At 62.1% G+C, this 18,773-nt stretch carries 17 protein-coding genes; 15 read left to right on the forward strand and 2 right to left on the reverse strand.

From position 1 onward, the window contains the following. The 6 genes from NKJ04_RS09740 to NKJ04_RS09765 form a co-directional block, all read left to right on the forward strand. Window positions 1–2,867 (forward strand): beta strand repeat-containing protein (locus NKJ04_RS09740; protein ID WP_352630134.1); only part of this gene is annotated, 2,867 nt, incomplete at its 5' end. A 60-nt stretch (window positions 2,868–2,927) separates the two neighbouring features. Next, window positions 2,928–3,299: a hypothetical protein gene (locus NKJ04_RS09745; RefSeq protein ID WP_352610536.1), complete on the forward strand. Its 372-nt coding sequence runs from the start codon at window positions 2,928–2,930 to the stop codon at window positions 3,297–3,299. 32 nt (window positions 3,300–3,331) lie between these two features. Further along, window positions 3,332–4,105, forward strand: coding sequence for a lytic transglycosylase domain-containing protein (locus NKJ04_RS09750; protein ID WP_352610544.1), 774 nt, complete (start codon window positions 3,332–3,334; stop codon window positions 4,103–4,105). A 92-nt stretch (window positions 4,106–4,197) separates the two neighbouring features. Beyond that, complete coding sequence (locus tag NKJ04_RS09755; protein ID WP_502897897.1) at window positions 4,198–5,397, forward strand: type 1 periplasmic-binding domain-containing protein; 1,200 nt, start codon at window positions 4,198–4,200, stop codon at window positions 5,395–5,397. Window positions 5,398–5,430: 33 nt separating this feature from the next. Further along, window positions 5,431–6,135 (forward strand): thermonuclease family protein, encoded by a 705-nt coding sequence (locus NKJ04_RS09760; protein WP_352610533.1) that lies wholly within the window; start codon window positions 5,431–5,433, stop codon window positions 6,133–6,135. A gap of 228 nt (window positions 6,136–6,363) precedes the next feature. Further along, entirely contained in the window at window positions 6,364–7,116 is a 753-nt protein-coding gene (locus NKJ04_RS09765) for a GGDEF domain-containing protein (RefSeq protein ID WP_023809941.1), read from the forward strand. 58 nt (window positions 7,117–7,174) lie between these two features. Here the strand turns inward: NKJ04_RS09765 and NKJ04_RS09770 are convergent, their stop codons facing one another. Together NKJ04_RS09770 and NKJ04_RS09775 are read right to left on the reverse strand one after the other, a co-directional pair. After that, window positions 7,175–8,722, reverse strand: coding sequence for a GMC family oxidoreductase (locus NKJ04_RS09770; RefSeq protein WP_352610532.1), 1,548 nt, complete (start codon window positions 8,720–8,722; stop codon window positions 7,175–7,177). 42 nt (window positions 8,723–8,764) lie between these two features. After that, complete coding sequence (locus NKJ04_RS09775; protein WP_023809939.1) at window positions 8,765–9,442, reverse strand: FadR/GntR family transcriptional regulator; 678 nt, start codon at window positions 9,440–9,442, stop codon at window positions 8,765–8,767. A gap of 204 nt (window positions 9,443–9,646) precedes the next feature. On the opposite strand from NKJ04_RS09775, the gene NKJ04_RS09780 reads away from it, so the two are divergent. The 9 genes from NKJ04_RS09780 (at window position 9,647) to NKJ04_RS09820 (ending at window position 18,735) form a co-directional block, all read left to right on the forward strand. Continuing rightward, a complete protein-coding gene (locus NKJ04_RS09780) occupies window positions 9,647–11,275 on the forward strand; it encodes a GMC family oxidoreductase (protein WP_352553324.1) in 1,629 nt (542 codons plus the stop codon). Window positions 11,276–11,565: 290 nt separating this feature from the next. Then, complete coding sequence (locus NKJ04_RS09785; protein ID WP_027039500.1) at window positions 11,566–12,717, forward strand: cupin domain-containing protein; 1,152 nt, start codon at window positions 11,566–11,568, stop codon at window positions 12,715–12,717. A gap of 45 nt (window positions 12,718–12,762) precedes the next feature. Then, entirely contained in the window at window positions 12,763–13,920 is a 1,158-nt protein-coding gene (locus NKJ04_RS09790; RefSeq protein ID WP_050592656.1) for an LVIVD repeat-containing protein, read from the forward strand. 9 nt (window positions 13,921–13,929) lie between these two features. Beyond that, window positions 13,930–14,337, forward strand: coding sequence for a RidA family protein (locus NKJ04_RS09795; RefSeq protein WP_024505125.1), 408 nt, complete (start codon window positions 13,930–13,932; stop codon window positions 14,335–14,337). Window positions 14,338–14,363: 26 nt separating this feature from the next. Next, the gene (locus tag NKJ04_RS09800; RefSeq protein ID WP_352674557.1) at window positions 14,364–14,984 is read left to right on the forward strand and encodes a glutathione S-transferase family protein; all 621 of its coding nucleotides are present in this window, start codon (window positions 14,364–14,366) and stop codon (window positions 14,982–14,984) included. Beyond that, window positions 14,984–15,913 carry a 5-formyl-3-hydroxy-2-methylpyridine 4-carboxylate 5-dehydrogenase gene (fhmpcd1, locus tag NKJ04_RS09805; RefSeq protein ID WP_352674799.1) on the forward strand — a complete coding sequence of 310 codons (930 nt, stop codon included), beginning with the start codon at window positions 14,984–14,986 and terminating at the stop codon, window positions 15,911–15,913. The genes NKJ04_RS09800 and fhmpcd1 overlap by 1 nt, the downstream gene beginning before the upstream one ends. A 130-nt stretch (window positions 15,914–16,043) precedes the next feature. Then, a complete protein-coding gene (locus NKJ04_RS09810) occupies window positions 16,044–16,874 on the forward strand; it encodes an ABC transporter ATP-binding protein (protein WP_352674560.1) in 831 nt (276 codons plus the stop codon). Continuing rightward, entirely contained in the window at window positions 16,871–17,686 is an 816-nt protein-coding gene (locus tag NKJ04_RS09815; protein WP_023809932.1) for an ABC transporter permease, read from the forward strand. The genes NKJ04_RS09810 and NKJ04_RS09815 overlap by 4 nt, the downstream gene beginning before the upstream one ends. Window positions 17,687–17,724: 38 nt before the next feature. Beyond that, entirely contained in the window at window positions 17,725–18,735 is a 1,011-nt protein-coding gene (locus NKJ04_RS09820) for an ABC transporter substrate-binding protein (RefSeq protein ID WP_352674563.1), read from the forward strand. Window positions 18,736–18,773 lie beyond the last annotated feature (38 nt).

An 18,773-nucleotide genomic window follows, 5' to 3' on the forward strand; every position in this document is an offset into this window, starting at 1 on the left:
ACCAGATCCGGGCGGTCGTCCATCCGACGACGGATCCGAACGAGCCGACCAGCCTGAGCGCCGACGATCTGATCAAGGTGACGGCCACGATCACCGACAAGGACGGCGACAGCCAGTCGGCCTCGGTCGACATCGGCAAGAACCTGACCTTCCTCGACGACGGTCCGACGGTTCTCGACAAGACGGATCTTTATTTCGCCAACAGCGGGACTGTCAGCGGCACCGGCGTCTTCGACTACTCCATCGGTGCTGACGGACATACGGCGTACAGCAGCCTCAATTCGGACTTTTCCGCCATCACTTTGGCTGGCAGTGTGGCTGGGAGCGCAATCACGGCGCCGACCGTGATCTGGGCCTCTGAGACGTCAACAACGGCCGTCTTCAATGTCAGCTTCAACTATCTCACGGGTGGGGTGTCTACCCAGGAAACGGGCACCCTCACGTTCGACAAGGTTGCGGGAACCTACACCGTGGACCTGACCGACCCGATCTCAGCAGTAACGATCAGTACAGTGAGCAATTCGTCCTCTATCGTTGGCTATCAACCGGGATCCTCGACGGTTGACAACAGCCAGCCGGATGTGGCGGTAGCCCAGGTCAATCCAAATCTGTTCATCCAGTTTACCGGCTACGCGGAACCGGGAGCTGGCACCGGGGCTGACAACCTGCAATCGGGTTCGATTGATGGCAATTCGCTTACCTACGTGAACGGAGAATTGCTCACCCAGAGTTCGGCATACGTGTCCATCTCCGGCACAGCAAACGGCGTTGCGGGCGATACAATGGGCAAGGGAGAAGTCATGGACATGGACTTCTTCACCACAAACCCGACTGGATTCACGAATTTGGCCCCTGACGCTCAGGTAAGTTCGATGTTCCTGAAGTTCGATGGCATCGGGAACTCCGAAGACTTCATCGTCATCCTGAAACTCTACGATACGGTTGCCGGCACCTATACGACCAAGGCAATGTTTGTCGAGAACGGCGACATCTTCAAGGGCCCGGGCACTGGTCCGGGCATCTACTCCAGCGTAACGCTCGACAACAATGACGGCCTGTTGATCATCGAATCGAATGACTACAATGCTGCTGGTCAGCACTACGTGCTGGTGGGCGCACAGATCACTCCGACCGATGAAGGCATCACCGGCACAGCTATCAATCTAAACGGTGCGATCGGTGCCGGCGGAGCGAGCACGACGACGCAAAATTTGAGTTCGGATGTCAACGATCTGGGCTTCAAGGTCTCGGACATCGGCCTGGTCAGCACCACGACGACGGCGCAAAATGCCGATCTAACTTTCAATGTCACCGTGAAAGACGCGGACGGCGATACGTCACCGGCACAGCAGCTGGACGTTCACGTTGTCAACGGTGTTACCTATGCTGGCACGGCGGATGCCGAGACCATGCAGGGTACGGCCAATGGCGACACGCTGAACGGCAACGGAGGCGACGATATCCTGCAGGGGTTTGGCGGAAACGATACACTGACCGGCGGTGCCGGCGCCGACACGATGACCGGCGGCGCTGGCGCAGACACCTTCGTGATTGGGGCTGGCGACTCGACGCCCGTCATCAGCGGATCAGGCGACCTCGGCACGATCTCCGGCTATGACATCATCACGGACTTCGTCGCCGGGACCGATAAGCTAAGCCTGCCAGGCACCCTCGTGGCTGCGACGGGCGGCAACGTCGATGGGGGGAACACCACCTTGACGATCGGCGGAGACACGGTTCAGTCCCATTCGGTCACGAATGGCATCGCCACGTTCTTCGGGACGGACAGCTTTACAACACCGTTGACGGTCAACTCGACCGCAAGCTTGGCGGCGGCTGTCCAGTATCTGACGATAACGGATATCGGAAACGCCGGGGCGACGCTCGCCTTCACCGCAACGATAGCGGCGGTGAGCCATACATTTGTCTACACCCAGACTGGTGCAGGTGCCGGCGTGGGAACTCTCGTCGATCTCCAAGGGGTCACGATCGCGAACCTGAACACCCTGCTCACAGGGTCGATCGATCCCATTATCCTCGACCTGAACCACAATGGGTTTGCCTTCTCAGACGTCAGTCATGGTGTTCAGTTCGACATGAATGGCGATGGTGCCAAGGAACAGCTTGCCTGGAACACATCCCATGATGGGATGCTGGCGGTCGATCTCAACCATGACGGCAAGATCGACGATGGCACCGAACTGTTCACGCCGAACTTCGGCGGTGGCAACTTCGCCAGCGGCGCGGCGGCATTGGCTTCGCTCGACAGCAACCATGACGGTGTCATCGACCACAACGATACCGCCTTCGACAGCCTGCTGATCTGGAAAGACGCCAATGCCAACGGCACCAGTGACGCCGGAGAATTGTCACACCTCGCTGACAACGGTATCGTCTCCATCAGCACAGCGGCTACTCCGACTGTCGGCGAAATCGACGGACAGACCGTGACAGGCAACGGAACCTTCCAGATGGCCGACGGCACGACCGGCAACTATGTCGAGGTCGAACTCGACACCTCACTTGTTGCGCCGGCAGAGCAGACCGCCGGCAGCACGGGCGCCGACACCTTCAAGCTTGACAACCTCGACATCAAGGATCTCATCACCGACTACCACGGCACAGGCCCTGGCGGTGAGGGCGACAAGATCGACCTGAGCGCGCTGTTCGACACGGCGTCGGGGGGCAACATCAATGACTATGTGCACTACGACGCCGACACGAAGACACTGAGCGTCGATACGACTGGTTCGGGCAATGCGGCCAATTTCGTGGACGTCGCCGAGTTGCAGAACGCACCTGCCGCAGGCACGATCACGATACTCTACGACGACACGGCGCATGTACAACACACGGCAACGATCTAACGCCATGGCGCACGGCCACGCGACTATGTTATACATCGCTAATATCTAGGGGAGCTCAACATGAAACGTTCTGCAAGACTGCTGGTTTCCGCTGCGACGCTGTTGCTGGCAGTCGGGTCGACGGGGTATGCCGCCGACATCATCGATGGCCCGACCGGCGATTATTGCCGTGTCGTCGGCACGTCCAACCTGGTGCTGAACGACAACATCGTCGACCTCAGGGAGCAGGTGGTGAAGCTGATGGACGAGTCGGTCGCAGCCGCCAACAGTTCGGAGTGGATCAACTCCTCCCGGCCCGTCTTCGTCTGGGCATCGGAAGCCAAGGTCGCCTGCGGCATGGCTTACGGCTACCTCAAGACGAACTACAAGGACGAAGACACCCTCAACAAATGCGAGTGTTTTCACGATCGCATGGTCGAGTACATGCACTGACCGGATAGGCGAAGCCACGCCTGTTGGCCATCATGGCAGCCGACGGATCCTTCCTGAAGGCGGTTGCGGGCGCGATCGTGTTGCTTGGCTTTGTCCAAACGGTCACGCCGGCCAGTGCCAACTGGCTGGAACGACCGTCCGCGAAACAACAGCTTTCGCCCTGCCTGAAGCAGCCAGTGCGCTGTGATCCGGCTACGGAGTGGACCCGGCAGACATTCAAGGCATTTGCCAGCTGCCAGGCATCGATCCATGGCCTGGAGCCGCTGCTGGCGCATGCAGTGATGGAGATCGAAAGCGGCTTCGATCCCGGCGTGCAAGGCGCCGATGGCGAAATCGGCCTGATGCAGGTGATGCCGGCGACGGCCAGGATGCTCGGCTTTCGAGGTTCCCTGGACGATCTCAGCGCGCCGGCGGCCAACATCGCGCTGGGGGTCAAATATCTTGCACAGGCCAACAGGCTGGCCGCCGGCGATCTGTGCACCACCGTCATGAAGTATCGCGCCGGGCACAATGAAAGCCGGTTCTCGGCCCTTTCGGTCCGCTACTGCCAGCGTGCGCGGGCAATCCTGGCAAGGGAAGGCTTTGAAGTGACCGGGCTTTTGCCGGTGGCGACGTTCGGCTTTTCCGCCTTTTCAGGCGGTGAGGGTGGAGCCGCTGCCCAATTCTGGCCGGGGAAGGGGGGAAAGGGCGTCTGCGTGCGCCGCGTGTTCGTGCCCTGGCCGCGATACATGAAATGCGCCGACTATCGGAGTGCCGGGCAAGCAAGGCAGATCAGGGCGCTCAGAGACAGGCTTTTCGGCGGCTAAAAGAACTACAGACGGCACTGCAAGTCCGCCGTAACATGCGTTGAAGACCAGACCGGGAACAATATCCGGCGGCACATAGGGGTGGAGTATTCATGGAAGCTGGCCGACAGGTCCACGGTCCGCGGACATGGGCAATCGCCTTGGCGCTCGCCGCGATCTTATCAGGCTGCCAGTCGAAGGGCGGCGTGTCCGAAGTGCTCGATCCGGCGGCGATTGCCGCGCCTGCCGGGCAGAATGGCGCCGCCGGTGCCGGCCCCGTCCAGGCGACCCAGTCGCTGGGCACCGGGTCGACAAAAGTCACGATGCTGCTGCCGTTGTCCGGCTCCGGAACAGCGGGCGAAAACGGCAGGAAGATGCTGGATGCGGCCAAGCTGGCGATGACGGATATTGGCAATGGATTGCTTACGCTGACGGTAGAAGACACCAAAGGCGACAGCGCACTGGCCAGCAAAATGGCGATAACGGCCATAACGACGGGCTCGAAGGTCGTGATCGGCCCGACCGAACTGACGGCAGCCCAGCATATTGCCACGCTGTCTGGATCGAAGCGGCCACCGGTTCTGGCGCTTGCCGATAATTTCGCCGGTGGCGCCGGGGTTTATGCCGTGCTCCTTGGCGAAGCGGACAGCGCCGCCGCAGGCGCCGCGGGACTGGCCGCGAAAGGCAGCAAGAAGTTCGTGCTGCTTGTCGCGGATGGCCCAAACGCCGGCGCCATGGAGAAGCGGGTCGCAAACAGCCTCAGCATCTACGGCGCGGCGCTCGCGGTCACTCTCCGATATTCCGCCGGCGACGGCGCCGCGAAGGCGGTCGACGAAATGGGCTCACTCGTGGACGCCCCCGACGCCGTCATTGTCGCCAGCGGCAATGGCAGTCCGTCGCCTGTCCTTGCCGCCCTCAAATCGAAGGGCATTCCGGGAAAGACTGTCTCCGTCGTCGGAACGAACCGTTGGCTGGAGCACCCCATGGATCCGCTCTTAGAGGGGGCGTTTATCGCCACGCTCGATCCAAGTGAAACCGGGCCGATCGCCGACCGCTTCAGGACGGCATACAACTATCCGGCTGACGTCAATGTGGCCTATGCCTATGACATGGTTGCCCTGACGGCAGGGATTGCCAGCGCGATCGGGCCTGATGGCTTCAGCAAAAAGGTTCTCGAGAATCCAAACGGCTTTCGCGGGTCGACCGGCCTGTTCCGGTTTCGGGCCGACGGATCTAGCGAACGCTCGATGCCGTTCTATCGGATTGAAAAAGGTGCGCTCAAGCTGGTTGCCAAATCGACGTCGGGTTTCTGACCGGCGCAAATCCCTAAGATCCTGTTCAAGCTGATGGGCAGGCCGGGCCGCAGCCGCTTGGCGATCGCGCTCGGAAGCCTGCTGCTTCTGGCCGGGATACTGCTGATCATTCAAGGTGGGGCGTTGCTTTCGGTCGATCGGCCTGTCCGTGCCCCGTCGCGGGATGTTGACGATACGCAGCCTATCCGGCCGGTTGCCCCGGTAGCCGGCGCACAACGCCTGGAGCCGGCGCGCAAGGTTGCTCAAGACCTGATCGCTCCGCCACGGCTTGATCCCGCTGAGATCGAACGGACCGAGCCCCGTCCGCCACTCAGCGAGCTCGGTCTCGCCGTGCCCCCGAAAACGCCGATGCCTGGGGATTGGCGGGAGGTCTTGCTCTACCGCCCGGTTGCCACATCGTCGGCGATGTTCGCATCCATGGGCCGCAAGGTGGTCATCAGCGGAGTGCGAGGCATCGATCTCGACAGCTCCTGCTCGTTTCATGACGTCACCTGGCCTTGCGGCCTGCGCGCACGCGCCGTTTTCAATTCCTGGCTGAGGGGACGCGGGCTGCACTGTTTCGTACCGCCGGACGTCGAGCGTTTTGCCGTCGCCGCGCCATGCAGGCTGGGCAAGCAGGATGTTGGCGCCTGGCTTGTCTCCAACGGCTGGGCCACGGCGCTGCCGAGCGGCATCTACGGCAAGGCGGAGGCGACAGCCAGAAAGGCTGAGATGGGCATATTCGGCCCGGCACAATAGCCTGCCATTCAACCCTGATGTTTTGTTTGTTAACCGCCACGGGCGCAGCTTAGATCTTTGTTTTTCTGCATGTCCTTTTCCCAAAGCGGAGGTCATGCATTGGGAGCAAGCCGATTTCGTCCGCAGCCTTGATGGGGTCATCGCGCAATCGATTAAATTGCAAGGTTCCTTGAAACTGAAATTGCAACACACCGGCCCTATACCAGCCCATCCACAGGAGATCGGCCAGTGACAAAGACTATGGCGAGCACCACCGACCAGGCATGGAAAGGCGTCGCTTTGCTGACGTTTCTGGGAACCACTGCAATCCTGGGCGTTTCCGTCGGCCTCAATTATCTGCTCCTGTTCTCCGAGGCGCTGACGCCATTTGGGCGCAGCATGATCACGGCAATCCTGTTGCCTGTTGTCCTTGGTGTTCCGCTTTTTCTGTTCGTTGGATTGAAACAGATCGAGCTTCGTCGCTATCGCCGGGAACTCGACAAGTCGGCAACCTTCGACACCACGACCGGCTGCCTGAACGGAGCGGTCTTCACGTCGATGGTCGAAAAAAGAACGGCAAGGCCGTCGGTGCCGGGGCCTAAATCGGGCGCCTTCCTGGTCATCCATTCGGAGCATCTGCGGTCCATCAACCTGCGCTTTGGTCTTGAATGGGGCGATCAAGCCTTGCGGCTCATAGCCTCGACCATACAATCGTCGGTGCGCGCGGAGGATCTGGTTGGACGCATGGGAACGTCGATGTTCGGGGTTTTCCTCGCCGGTGCGACCGAAGCAGAAGCCAGGGAAATCGGCGAGCGTATCGAGGCGCGGATCGCGCAAGTCTATTTCGCGCCAAAGGGGACCGAGGATGCCCTGACCGTCAAGGTCGGCGGCGTGGTGTTCGAAAACCAGGTGGAGTTCGCGGACATGTTCCGGTCCGCCGAGCAGCGCATGGCCGGCGTCCAGGACGGAGCCGCGTTTGAACTGACGCATCTCCATAGCTGACATTCGCCGGGAACCAGAGCCATTCGGAACCCAGGGGAATTGTCGGACGCGGCCGCGGTTACGCTGACGACGGGGTAGCCCGTGAAGACGCCGCCCAGGTTTCGGCTACGGCGACGATCGCGGCATTGATCGGTCCGCTCGGGATCGCCGGCATCACCGAGGCGTCGACGACAAAGGCATTGTCGAAGCCGTTCAGCCGCAAGTCAGGATCGACGACGGCCTCAGTGTCACGACCCATCCGGCACGTGCCGGCCGGATGGTGATGGGTGGAAGCAGCCCTGGCAATGAAAGCATCGAGTTCGGCATCGGACTGAACCGGGGCGCCTGGCAGGATCTCCATATCGCGCCATTCGTCCAGAGCCGCATGATGGCCGACCATGCGCGCCCGCTTCAACGCCATCCTGAATGTCGCGCGGTCGTGTTCGGTTTCGAGATAATGTGGGTCGATGACCGGCGCATCGTTGCGGCCCGGCCCGCTTGGTGTGATGCGCCCTCGGCTTGTCGGATGGGTGACGCCGCACAGGATGGTAAAGGCGGAGCCATAGGGCGGGGTCTTCAGGCCCTCGGCCGCGGACGGGGCGACGACGCAGGCGAGCACGATATCGGGACTTCCCGTAGAGCGGGTCGGATCGTCGCTGTGCAGATACATCAGCGATTCGGAGTGCTGCAGGCGGGAGGGCGGCACCGGCTTTTTCGTGCTGTAGACATTTCCGAGAGCCAGCAGATGATCCTGCAGGTTGCGGCCCACATCGCCCCGATCGGCTAGGCAGCGTATATCAGCCTGCTTCAGCGTATCGGGACAGCCAATGCCCGACCGCATGAGGATGAGCGGCGTGGATACGGCGCCGGCGCAAAGAACGATCCGGTCGGCGGAGAGTGTTCCGGTCTCACCCCCGCACACCACGCTCACGCCCGTGATCTTGTGGCCGTCCAGCACCAGATGCTCGACCTCGTGGCCGGCGAGCAAGGTCAGGTTCGGCCGCGCCATGACCCGCGGCGGCAGATAGGCGTCGGCGACGCTCAGGCGCTTGCCGTCACGTATATTGAGTGAATTGGGACTGGTGCCGACCAGTTCGCCGCCGTTGTGGTCGCTCAGGGCGGGAGCGCCCAGGGATCGCCCGGCGGCGATGTAGGCACGCACGACCGGACTGACCTCGGCGTCCGGCAGATAGACGTCCAGCGGGCCGCTCTTGCCGCGTGTCGGCGCATCGAAGGCGGTGAAGGCTTCGCTGCGGATGAAGCCCGGCAACAACCCCCGATAGGACCAGCGCTCGCCACCGGCTTGTGCCCAAGGTTCGAAATCATCGGGATGGCCGCGCACATAGGCCATTGCATGCAGGCAGCTCGAGCCGCCGACTATCCTGCCGCGCGGCCATTCATGGACGCGGTCGGCAGTGAAGGGCTGGGGCACGGTCCGGTAGCTCCAGTCATAGGCGCGGCCCTGGAGCATCGTCCATTTCAGCGGATCGGCGATGTCGGGATCGGCCGGCATCGCCCCGGCCTCGATGAGGCCGACCTGGCACGACCGGTCTTCACTGAGCCGGCTGGCAACAACCGAGCCTGCGGATCCCGCGCCGATCACCAGCACGTCGAAATGACGTTTCAATTTGAAATTCCCCGCACAGGCTCGATGTCAGAGGTGATACGATCACGCGGCAAAGGCGCCGGCGTTCGACCGTTCCATGATCTGTCTCTGCACGGACAAAAGGTGCGCGCGCATTGCGGTCTCTGCCGCTTCGGGATCGCGCTGCGAGATCGCTTCGGCGATCAGGCGATGCTCGCCGTCGCGGTGGGCGATCCGCTTGGGGCAGGTGGGTGCCGCGGTGCGCGCAACCTTCACCCGCGCATCGACACCGACCTGGCGCAGCATCTTGTAGAATTCCGCGGCAAGGTGGTTGCGGGCCGCGGCGACGATCGCGAGATGGAAAGCGAAGTCGACCTCACCCGACGGGGCGTTCTCAGGCGTGGTTGCCGCGTCGAGGATCCGCGCCGTCTCGAAAGAGGAGGCGCGCAGCGACGCCAGTCGGGCAAGGCCCGGCTCCATGATCAGGCGCAATTCCAGGACCTCGATCGGATTGGTTACCCTGACCAGTTCCTCGCCATATCTCGGAAGGGCAGTCGGCGCCCGCCTGGCGCGCGCCGGCTTGAGGTCGCCCGAAAGGCGCAGCACTTCAAGCGCCTTGCGAAGCTGATGGCGCTTGACGCTCAGATGTTCCGCAAGATCGCGCTCGGACGGAAGCTTGCCGCCGCCCTGCTGCAACTGGCGGACCGCGGCGATGATGTCGTCGAGATCCGATGGTCCGACCTGCGGCTCGAATGCGCTCAAAACCAAATCTCCTGTCCGATCGGCAGACCGCCGACTCAACGTCCCGACATCATATTGTGACACGAAAACCTGTTCGACGGCACTCAACCAATTCAACCAATCTACAACTGTACGCAATGGTTGACAACACCAGTTGCGCAATGGTTGACTGCCCATGTCGACGGTTGCCATCGCGGCGGACCGTCTTTCTCCCGAGGATCACGCATGCCGGCTGACGAAACCTTTGACTACGTCATTGTCGGTGCGGGATCGGCCGGCTGCGTGCTGGCGAACCGGCTGAGCGAAGACCCTGCCGTGTCGGTGCTTCTGCTGGAGGCGGGGGATTGGGACCGCGATCCGATGATCCACATCCCGCTCGGCTGGGGCAAGATCCTGACCGAACGCCGCCACGACTGGATGTATTTCTGCGAGCCCGAGGCCAATGTCGGCGGGCGCAAGGTCGAATGCGCGCGCGGCAAGGTCATCGGCGGCTCTTCCTCCACCAACGCCATGGCTTATGTGCGCGGCAATCGCGGCGACTACGATCGCTGGGCGGCAAGCGGCCTGACGGACTGGTCGTTCGACAAGGTGCTGCCCTACTTCAAGAAGCAGGAGCGCTGGGAGGCGGGCGAAAGCCGGTATCGCGGCGGCAGCGGACCGCTGAACACCCAGTTCTGCCGCTACAAGGACGAACTGATCGATGCCTTCGCCACGGCCAGCCGTGATGCCGGATATCCGCAGACCGACGACTATAACGGCGCCATACAGGAAGGCTTCGGCCGGCTGCAGATGACAATTGCCAACGGCCGGCGCTGCTCGACCGCGACCGCCTATCTGCGGCCCGCCATGCGCCGCCGCAATGTCAAGGTGCTGACCGGCGCGATGGCGACGAAGATCCTGCTGAAGAATGGGCGCGCAACCGCCGTTGCCTATACCAGAGGCGGAGCGAGCCATGAAGTTCTGGCGCGGCGCGAAGTTCTGCTTGCCGGCGGCGTCATCAACACGCCGCAGCTGATGATGCTGTCAGGCATAGGCGACAGCGGCGAGCTCGCGGCGCATGGCATCGAGACCAAGGTTGATCGTGCGCAGGTCGGCAAGAATTTGCAGGACCATGTTTCGGTCATCCTGATGTATCGGCGCAAACAGCCGGGACCGTTTCTCAAGATGATGCGGGCCGATCGTATCGGGCTGGATTTCGTCAAGACCTATCTCACCGGAAAGGGCTTTTCGGGAGATGTGCCTGGCGGCGTCGTGGCATTCCTGAAAAGCGACGCAAGCCGGCCGTTGCCGGACGTGCAATTGCTGTTCACCGCCGCACCGCTTGGGGCATGGCCTTACATGTCCCCATTCAAGGCACCGTTCGCCGACGGCTTTGCGACCCGTATCGTCGCCGTGCAGCCGGAGAGCCGTGGCAGCGTCAAGCTGGCGTCGAGCGATCCGGTCGCCGCTCCGCTGATCCATCAGAACTTCCTGTCCTCGCAGCGCGACTGGCAGTCGCTTCGCGCCGGCTTTCGTGTTGCGCGCAACCTTGCCAGCCAGCCGTCCATGGCCCCGTTCGTTGGCGCGGAATTCTTCCCCGGCCCGAAATGTGAGAGCGACGAAGAGATCGACGAGCATATCCGCAAGACGTCGATCACCGTGCATCATCCGGCCGGCACGTGCCGTATGGGTGTCGATGCGGGGTCGGTGGTCGATCCGGAATTGCGGGTGCGCGGCGTTGCCGGACTTCGTGTCGTGGACGCCTCGGTGATGCCGGATCTCGTCTGCGGCAACATCAATGCGGCGGTCATCATGATCGCTGAAAAGGCCGCGGATCTGATCCGCAGCCGCGCTCAACAGAGCGTGGCGGCCTGATAAGACGGCCGGAATACAACCAAAGTCTTTTGGTTGACACTGAAAAACTGCGTTGGTTGGACTGTCATGTGCATCCGCATGGCCGTGACGAAGTGGTTTCACGCCCTGATTGCGAGCTGTATTTCGTGCATTTCTAGGCTATTTCTGCCTATTTCTGGGCATTTGCCTCTCAAAAATGCACCCCAACCAAAAACTTATAAAATTCGCAATTTGGGTATTGTCGAGCAAAACCAATGCGAATACGGTTGAGTTGGTTAGAAGTATTTTCTTCGCGATGAGAGGTGTCCGATATGTCCCTGGCGCAACCAGCTAACGATGTGCTCACCAACAAGAAGGCAGCACTCAAGGGCCTCTATGACGCCCTCTACGCTAAGAACATGTTTCCGTTCTGGGCGACGTCGGAAGGCGTCGACCATGACGAGATCAAGCAGCTGATGGCGACGTCGAAGGCCGTTCCCTTCGTGTGGTCCTATTCGGACATCGAGCCGCTGCTGCAGCGCGCCGCCGAACTGGTGACCATGGACGACAGCGAGCGCCGTTCGCTGATCCTGGTCAATCCCGGCCTTGCGCCCAAGCGTGCCTCGGTCAGCACCATGTACACTGCCTATCGCCTGAACGATCCCGACGAGATCATGCCGCCGCACAAGCACTCGCCGAGCGCCATCCGCTTCGGCCTGACCGGCAAGGGCAACTTCACCGGCGTCGAGGGCGAAGACGTGGTCTTCGGCCCGGGCGACATGGTGCTGACGCCCAACGACGCCTGGCACAATCATGGCACCGTCGGCGGTGAGCAGGCGGTCAACCTGTCGGTGCTCGACCTGCCGCTGGTCGAAACGCTGCATGCCGTCCATTTCGACCACAAATACACCGAGATGGTCGATGGCAAGGAAGTCGAGAAGAAGGTGCAGACCGCCCGCTATCCCGGTGACTACTCACAGCGCATCTATGGCGAGGGCGGCCTGATGCCGCGTTTCGTCGATCACAAGCGCGGCGGCGGCCTGTCGTCGCCGATGTATGTCTACCGCTGGGAGAAGATGGAAGCGGTCCTCGATGCCCACAAGGATTGGGACGGCGACCCTCATGAAGGCATCGTCATCGACTATGTCGATCCGACGACCGGCGGACCCGTCTTCCACACCATCAATTTCTACGTGCAGATGCTGCGCCCCGGCGAGAAGACCTTGCCGCAGCGCGAGACCGCCAGCCTGCTCTTGGCGCCGTTCCGTGGCAACGGCCATTCGATCATCGACGGCAAGCGTTACGACTGGAACCAATTCGACACCATCGCCATACCCGGGGGTTCCTGGGTCGAGCATGTCAACGGCTCGTCGAGCGAGCCGGTGATCTTCTTCGGCGCCACCGATGCGCCGACGCAGAAGGCGCTGCTCCTCTACAAGCGCTGGGGCCGCAACCAGGCCGGCGATCTGCTCCGTCTCGTCTAGTTCCCATCCTACTGCCCCGCCGCCATTGGCGGCGGGGACATTGAAATGACGTTTCAGCAGCAAGGGCGTATGCATTTGGTTTCGGCGTTCAACACCAAGCAGATCGGCCATGTCGACTGCCCAGGCGGCGGCCAGGTCTGGGTCGACGGCAACATCCTCTATATCGGCCACATGCGGCCGCCGAGCGGTACGACGCTGGTCGACATTTCCGACCCGCGCAATCCGCGCAAGATAGCCACGATCGATGTTCCGCCCGGCTGGCACTCGCACAAGGTGCGCGCCAAGGACGGGCTGATGATCATCAACCACGAGCGCTTTGGCGATGCCGGCCCGGCCGATTTCGGCGGCGGGTTGGCACTCTACGACACAACCAAGCCGGCACAGCCCAAGCTCATCTCGAAATGGATAACCGGCGGCAAGGGCGTCCACCGCTACGACTTCGACGGCCGTTACGTCTACATCTCGCCGACCGCCGACGGTTATGTCGGCAACATCGTGATGATCCTCGACCTGATCGATCCCACAAAGCCGGTCGAGGTCGGACGCTGGTGGATACCCGGCCAGTGGACCGGTGGCGGCGAGGAATACCCCTGGCACGACTATGTCACGCCGCGTTGCCACCATCCTTTGCGCATGGGCGACCGGCTGTATGTCAGCTACTGGCATCACGGCCTGTTCATCCTCGACATTTCGGACATCACCAAGCCGAAGCTGGTCTCGCACGTCAATTCGAGCCCGAGCTTTCCGCATCCCACCCACACCTGCCTGCCGATTCCACAGCCGCTCAAGGGCCGCAACATCATGGTGGTGGCGGACGAGGACGTCGCCAAGCTTCGGCCATCACCGCCGGCCTTCACGTGGATCTACGACATCACCGACGAGACCAACCCGTTGCCGATCTCGACCTTCCAGGTGCCGGGCCTCGACCCGGATGGTTCACCGCAGCCGCAGATGACCGGCTGCCATCAGCCTTCCGAACGGTTCAAGGGCACGATCATTCCGTTTGCATGGTTCGCGCAGGGGCTGCGCCTCGTCGACATCGCCGACCCGTTCGCGCCAAAGGAGGTCGGCCATTTCGTGCCCGACGCGCCCGAGGGGGCGGAGCGTTCCTCGTCCAACGACGTGACCATCGACGACCGCGGCATCGTCTACCTGATCGATCGCATCCGTGGCGTCGACATCATCGAAACCAGTGTTCTCTAGGAGCAGGCATTGAGCGACAGCACGCGAAAATCCGCCAGCCATTACGCCATCGGCAACAAGAACCCGAACCTGCCGTTTCATCCGGCGGTGCGTGCCGGCGATTTCATCTTCGTCTCGGGCCAGGTGCCGAAGGACGAGAACAACAACATGATCAGCGGCACGATCGAGGAAGAAACGCTGGCCACGCTGAAGACCATCGCGCGCGTCATCGCGCATGAGGGCGCGACGCTGTCGGATGTCGTGCGGATCACCACTTATCTCGAGGATACGCGCGATTTCGGCCGCTACAACAAGGCGTTCCTCGAAGGGATCGGCGATGCCGTGCTGGCGCGCACGACCGTCGAGGCAAAGGCCGTCATCAACACCAAGATCGAAATGGATGCGATCGTCTACAAGCCGCTCCCAGCGAGCAAGTAGGCATTGGACACAATCGAGGAGACGACATGTACAAGCTGTTAGGCCGCCAGACATCCGGCAACGTCCAGAAGGTGCTCTTCATGCTCGAAGAGCTTGGGGCGTCCTACGAGCGCGAGGATTATGGCCGCCAATTCGAGAACACCCAGACGGCGGAATACAAGGCGCTCAACCCGACCTCCAAGGTGCCGACGCTGGTCGACGGTGACACCGTGATCTGGGAGTCCAACACCATCCTGCGCTATCTCGCGGCATTCGGTGGCGAACAGTTGAATGGCGCCACGCCGGCGGAAAAGACCGAGGTCGAGCGCTGGATGGATTTCCTGCTGGCGGCGGTCAATCCCGGCTACCTGGCGGCCTTCAAGGGCGCCAAGCTCACACCCGAGGAACAGACCGCCGAATACAAGGAACAGGTGAAGGACCTTGTCGCGCAACTCAAGATCGTCGATGGCCACCTGGCCGGCAAGGACTTCCTGGCGCTGGACAAGCTGACCCTTGCCGACATCGCCTGCGCGCCGATCCTGAAGCGCTGCGTCGACTTCAAGATCGACCGGCCGTCGATGCCCGATCTGGAGCGTTGGGTGGCCGCGATCGCCGCCCGGCCGGCCTTCAAGGCGGCAACCACTGCTGCTCCCGCAAAGGCGGCATGATGATCAAGCGCGCCGCTCTCATCGGATTGGGAACGATGGGTCCAGGCATCGCCGCGCGGCTTTCGCGCGGCGGCCTCGATGTCACGGCGTATGATGTTTCACAGGCGTCGGTCGAGCGTGCCCGCGGCATGCTCGATCTCGCCGGCGGCGTGCTCGATCGTCTCGACATCAAGGCGCCCGGGACAGGCGCCGGCAGCGTGCGATTCGTCGAGACGATCGCCGAGGCCGTCGATGGCGCCGAACTGGTGATCGAGAACGTGCCCGAGAATATCGACATCAAGGCGCAGACCTATCGTGACATCGATCCGCTGATCGGCCCGTCCGTCATCGTCGCTTCCGACACGTCGGGCATCCCGATCACCAAGTTGCAGGCGCATATTTCGCATCCCGAGCGGATGGTCGGCATGCACTGGTCGAACCCGCCGCACATCATTCCGATGATCGAAGTGATCGGCGGCGAAAAGACCGCGCCAGAAACCGTGGCCACGATCCGCGACCTCATTCGCTCGATCGGCCTGCTGCCGGTGGTGGTGAAGAAGGACGTTCCGGGCTTCGTCGAGAACCGCGTGCTCTACGCGCTGCTGCGCGAGGCGGTCGACCTTGTCGAGCGCGGCGTCATCGAACCGGAAGATCTCGACACCTGCGTATCGTGGGGCATCGGCTACAAGATCGCCGTCATCGGCCCGATGGCGCTGCTCGATATGGCGGGGCTGGATATCTACAAATCCGTCTCGTCCTTCCTGAATGCCGATCTCTCCAACCGCGACGATGTCGCGCCGATGGTGCTGGAGAAGACGGCTGCGTTGAAGTTCGGCATCAAGTCGGGCGAGGGCATGTTTGCCTACACGCCCGAGCAGACAAAGGCGCTGCAAGGCGAACGGGCGCGCAAGCTCGTCGCGGTGCGGCGCATCCTGGAAGGCCGGGAGTAGCCAATGTCATATGGTGCGCAGAGGGCCAGCCGGTTTGAGGAGTTCCACCGGTCGGCTGTTTGTGTGAAGGGCGCCCTCGCAATCCAGATGGTGCGGGTGCGGCAGAAAACAGCGCGCGGGGCGACAAGCGATGCGCATTGAAACCATCCGAGCCGCCGGCGACAGGCCGGCCCATATCCGCCATGACGATCTGATCTCCGCCAAAGGCGTTTCGGTGGTCATCGCCCGGCAGCTGATCCTCAGGAACATCGATCTTTCGGTGCCAAAGGGATCGTTCGTTTCCCTTATTGGTCCTTCCGGCTGCGGCAAGAGCACCTTGCTCAAGGTGCTGGCCGGACTGGTGCAGCCGACCCAGGGCAGCGTTTCGATCGCCGGGCTCGCACCGGTCGAGGCAGCGCGCAAGCGGATGATCGGCCTCGTCTTCCAGGACGCCAACCTGCTGCCGTGGAAGAACGCCGTCGACAATGCCTCGATGCTGCTCGGCATCGCCGACAAGTCGCTGTCGCGCTCGGAATTGCGGGCGCGCGGGCAGGAGATGCTTGAGCTGGTAGGTCTGGGCGAGTCCTCTCACAAGCGGCCAAACGAGCTGTCTGGTGGCATGCGGCAGCGGGTCGCCATCGCACGAGCCCTGGCGCTCGATCCGGCGGTCCTGTTGATGGACGAACCGTTCGGCGCGCTCGATGCCATCACCCGCGATTCCATGGGTCAGTCGCTGCTGGAAATCTGGCAGCGGACCGGCAAGACGATCGTGCTCGTCACCCATTCCATCGACGAGGCCATCCATCTGTCGCGCCATGTTCACGTGCTGGGGATCAAGCCGGGGCGGATCACCGAGAGCCTCGACATTGCGCTGCCTTATCCACGCGACCTGTCGGTCACCGAAGATCCGGAGTTCGTCAGGCTGGTGGTCCAGTTGCGAACGATGCTGCGCTCCAGCCATCAGCCGGGAGGCGCGTCTTGAGCGACCAACCCATCACGGACCTTCCCGAGCCGCGGCTCGCCTCCAGCTGGAGTGCGGCGACCGGCAGTTGGCTGCCGGCGGTCATCCTGTTGCTGGTGACAATCGTAGCGTGGGAAGCCGCCGTGCGGATCTTTGCCATATCCGCCTTCATCATTCCCGCTCCGTCCGAGATCGCGAAGTCGCTGGTCGCGCAATGGGGCACGCTGATGCAGGCGACGCTGGTGACGGCGGGCGAGATCCTGTTCGGCTTCCTGGTCTCGGTCGTGGTCGGCATTGCCATTGCGCTGGTCATCGTGCGCTTCGACTGGTTGGGACGCGCGCTGTATCCACTGGTTGTGCTGTTCCAGAACGTGCCGAAAGTCGCTCTCGCGCCGATCTTCATTCTCTGGTTCGGCTATGGGCTGGCGCCCAAGATCGGCCTGATCCTGGTCATCGCCTTCTTCCCGGTGACGCTGTCCATGCTGGCGGGCATGCAATCGGTCGACCGCTCGCTGCTGTCGCTGATGAATTCGGTCGGGGCCAGCCCGACGCAGATCCTGTTCAGGATCCGCGTTCCGCACTCGCTGCCGAACCTGATGGCCGGGACCAAGATCGCCGCCACGTTGAGTGTGATCGGCGCTATCGTCGGTGAGTTCGCCGGGGCGTCGGACGGTCTCGGCTACGTCATCCAGTTCGCTTCGACCCAGCTCGACACGGCGCTGGTCTTCGCAGCGCTGCTGCTCGTTTCCGTGCTTGGCATCGCCTTCTACTACGCCGCCGAAATCCTCGAACGCATCGTGGTGCCGTGGGCGCCGAAATTCAGCCAGTCCTAGGCCGCTCGATCAACCAACGTCACAAAAGGGAACAAAAAATGCTGAGACGCTCACTTATCAAGGCCGCTACCTTGGCGGCGTTTGTCGCAGCACTCGGTTTCTCCAACGCGGCTCTGGCGGCCGATAAGGTCAACGTCCAGCTCGACTGGGTGGTGCGTGGCAATCATGCCATGTTCTTTGTCGGCAAGGAAAAGGGCTTCTTCGCCAAGAACGACATCGATGTGGCCGAGATCCGCAAGGGATCCGGCTCGCCGGACGCAATGCGGCTGGTGGGCAATGAGAACGCGGATTTCGGCTTCGGCGATCTTCCCACGCTTGCCGTCGCACGGTCGCAGAATGTCCCGGTCGTGGCGCTGGCGGCCGTCAATCAGCACTCGCCGCTGGGGATCATTTCGCTGGCCAAGACGCTGAAGCTCACCAAGCCGTCCGACCTCAAGGGGCTGACCATCGGCATTCATCCGGCCGGCTCCACCTACATCTTCTTCAAGGGCTTCCTGGCCGCCAACGGCCTGACCGAAAAGGACATGACGCTGAACAGCGTCTCGCCTCCCTATGAAAGCTATCTGCTGCTTGGCCGGGTTCAGACGGTCGTCGGCTATATCGATGCCGAGGTTCCCGAACTGGAGGCTAAGGCCGGAGGCCCCGGCTCGCTCAGCATCATGATGGGGGCGGACCATGGGTGGAAAGCCTATGGCTCGGGCCTGTTCACTTCGCAAGCGATGATCAAGGACAAGCCGGATGTCGTGCGCCGCTTCGTCAAGGCATACAGGGAGGCGTTCGACTATGTCGTGGCTCATCCGGAAGAAGCTGCCGAGATCACGGCCAAGGCAGCGCCCGGCTATGCGGACAAGAAGGACGTGCTGCTGGCGCAGATCAACGCCGACATCGCATCGACGTTCAGCAGCGCCGACACCAAGGAACACGGTCTCGGCTGGATGACGAAGACGCAGTGGGAGGAGACCCTCAAGACACTGACGGACCAGGGCGTGCTCAAGGCGGCTCTGTCGGCGGACGACGTTTTCACCGACGCATTCCTGACAAAAGAATAAGAGGTGCGCGGTGTTCGAACGGAAAGCTCGATGAGCGC

It is taken from the genome of Mesorhizobium sp. M0618, from assembly GCF_040320765.1.
In the GTDB taxonomy this organism is placed as follows: domain Bacteria; phylum Pseudomonadota; class Alphaproteobacteria; order Rhizobiales; family Rhizobiaceae; genus Mesorhizobium.